This is a genomic window from Blautia sp. RTP21359st1_E11_RTP21359_211015 (genome assembly GCF_040910705.1).
Classification (GTDB): domain Bacteria; phylum Bacillota; class Clostridia; order Lachnospirales; family Lachnospiraceae; genus Blautia_A; species Blautia_A fusiformis.
Genome location: NZ_JBDGAB010000109.1, coordinates 1 through 2,830, shown reverse-complemented (window position 1 = coordinate 2,830; position 2,830 = coordinate 1). Strand labels below are relative to the sequence as shown.

General features: G+C 41.3%; 2 protein-coding genes. Both read left to right on the top strand.

All coding sequences use genetic code 11. The features are described 5' to 3' along the window. The first annotated feature begins 219 nt into the window (after positions 1–219). Positions 220–810, top strand: a complete 591-nt coding sequence (locus tag AB5026_RS18785; RefSeq protein ID WP_004295513.1) for a replication/maintenance protein RepL — start codon at positions 220–222, stop codon at positions 808–810. A 619-nt stretch (positions 811–1,429) separates the two neighbouring features. Further along, the gene (locus AB5026_RS18780; RefSeq protein ID WP_007219893.1) at positions 1,430–2,533 is read left to right on the top strand and encodes a plasmid recombination protein; all 1,104 of its coding nucleotides are present in this window, start codon (positions 1,430–1,432) and stop codon (positions 2,531–2,533) included. The last annotated feature ends 297 nt before the right edge of the window (positions 2,534–2,830 follow it).

The following is a 2,830-nucleotide window of genomic DNA, read 5'->3' as shown; positions in this document are numbered from 1 at the left end:
TTTTGGGGGTATATTAAGAATAGAAGAAATAGAATAAGTTAAGTACTTGATACACAATATAGGGCATTTTCCATATTGGAAATTCTCATTTTCCAATCTAGAAAATACTGATTTCCTAATATAATACTAAACAGGAAAATAATATTTCCCTTAATATTGTTTTTATGGAAAATAATAGTTTACTTTGTGGAGAATAATATTTCCCAAAAACACATCAAAATGGAAAATAAAAAAGCAGTTAAGTTAACCGATTTTCAAAAGAACGAAGAAAATCCTTTTATGAAACAAGCTATAGAAGGTATTGAAAATCATGTTGTTAAAAAGTATAAGAGTAATAGTGGTGGCGATAAGAGAGCCGTAGTAGCTTTAGCCGACACTGAAACTGGAGAAGTGTTTAAGACTTCGTTTATCCGTCAAATAGAAGTAGATGAAGAACAATTCACTAAATTGTATCTTTCTAACTTTGCTGCATTCTTTGACCTATCACAAGCAGCTATTCGGGTTTTTGGTTACTTTATGACCTGCATGAAACCCAAAAATGATTTAATCATCTTCAATAGAAAAAAATGCCTAGAATATACCAAATACAAAACAGACAAAGCCGTTTATAAAGGACTTGCAGAACTTGTAAAAGCTGAAATCATAGCCCGAGGACCAGCCGATAATCTTTGGTTTATTAATCCTCTGATAGTATTCAATGGTGACCGAGTGACATTTGCTAAAACATACGTTCGGAAAAAGACTTTAGCTGCCCAAAAGAAAGAAGAAGCAGAGAAACGACAATTATCACTTGGCTTTGATGAACAGTAACACTCCATTGAGTGAAGCTGCCGTTTGGTCGCTCCCCCTTTGGGGGCGGGGGGGGGGATAGATAAAGTTCCTCTATGTAAAGTTATAATGGGGGATGAAAGGCAAGGTTCGCTAACCTTACCCCGATTGTTTATGCTTCCCAGCATTCAATCTATCCCCGTTTATGGGTTTCTCTTTCACCCTACAAAGATAACCTCATGGGGGAAAAATGTCCAAGAATATGGGGTAAAAACTATCAAGTCGGTAGAAAATAAGTATCTTTGAAGTACATTTTTAGTAGAGGTACTGGTATGCCTAGACGAAGCAGATAGGCAAAAATAAAGCCGCTGGAGATGTCGGATGTCCGTCAATTAACTCCAGCGGCTTGTATTTTGGTAACTCTCCCGTATCGGTCGGCTACCGTTTGGTCAGCAACAAAGGTAGTACTTTATTGTCGCAAATCCAAATGTTTTCCCCTTTATTTGTGCATTTACAGAACATTTGCTAACTTCGCACCTATGCAGTATGGTGATAGCACACTAGCACCCTAAAGGGTGCGTGTGTAAGGGGACAAGCCCCCTTAACCCCCTGTCAGCCGGCTGTCACCGGCTGTTATCGATTGTCACAAAAATGTTAACTTATGGGAGCAACAAGTATTCATGTACAAGCAGTGAAGCCGGGGAGTGAGATTCACAACTTTAGGGAAAAAGAGTTGGACTATGTTCGTCCCGAACTTAGTCATTTGAATGAAAGCTGGGTTGGAGATAGCATCTCCCATCGGCTGGAAAGTGCGAAACAAAGATATCTCGATACGGTTGGGCAGAAGATGCAGGCTAAAGCCGCACCCATACGAGAGGGAGTAATAGTAATCAAACAAGAAACCACCATGCAGGAACTCCAGCAGTTTGCCACGGTCTGCAAAGAACGTTTCGGTATCGAAGCATTTCAAATCCATATACACAAGGACGAAGGATACATGAACGCAAAGCAATGGACACCTAACCTTCATGCCCATGTAGTTTTCGATTGGACGCAGCCGAATGGGAAAAGTGTGCGTTTATCGCGTGATGACATGGCAGAACTCCAAACCATAGCATCTGAAACACTGGGCATGGAACGTGGCGTTTCTTCTGACCGCAAACACTTATCGGCTATGCAGTACAAGACCGAATGTGCGAAAGAACAGCTTCAGGAACTATCAAACGATATATCCAGTGCATTAGACAAACACAAGGACGTACAAAACCAGCTTCTTCAGCTTCAGAAAGAACTACGTTCCATTGAAACAAAGAAGAACGTCCAAAAACTCATTTCTAAGGCTTCAGAGAAGTTTTACGGCTTGATTGGAAAAACAGTCAACGATAGGGAAAAGGATGCCTTAAAAGCCAAAGTAAAGGCTTTAGAGGGGGAAAATGAACAGCTATCCGATAGACTGGGAAAGGCTATACTTGAAAAAGAGCAAAACGGCACAAAGGCATTCAAAGCCGAGAATGACAAGGAGTATTATAGACAACAAATGGACAACGCAAGGACAACCAGTAACCGATTAAGGACGGAGAACCAAGAACTAAAGACCGAAACCAAGGAATTGAAAAAAGAACTTGGTAAGATGAAAGACTTGTTCAATTCCGAACAACTGGAGGCTTTAAGGCATCATTTCCCAAACATATCAAAAGCTATGGAAGAGGGGAAAGACCTACTCAAGCAAATCACCAGAAGCAGAGGTTTCGGTATGGGTATGTAACCCCCCCCCCGCCCCCAAAGGGGGAGCGACCAAACGGCAGCCTCTCTCAATGGAGTGTTACGTCGTTCGGATTCGGAAGAAATTTTGCAGGGTTCGGAAAACGGTTGTGTGCTTATTCTAAAAAAAGTTTATGGTGTGGCGCTCGTCGGGACGGGTGGTCCCGCCCCTTGCCGCTGGGCGCTCCCCGACCGATGATTTTTAAGTGACTGATTTTGTGCTGTTTTGGGGGTATATTAAGAATAGAAGAAATAGAATAAGTTAAGTACTTGATACACAATATAGGGCATTTTCCATATT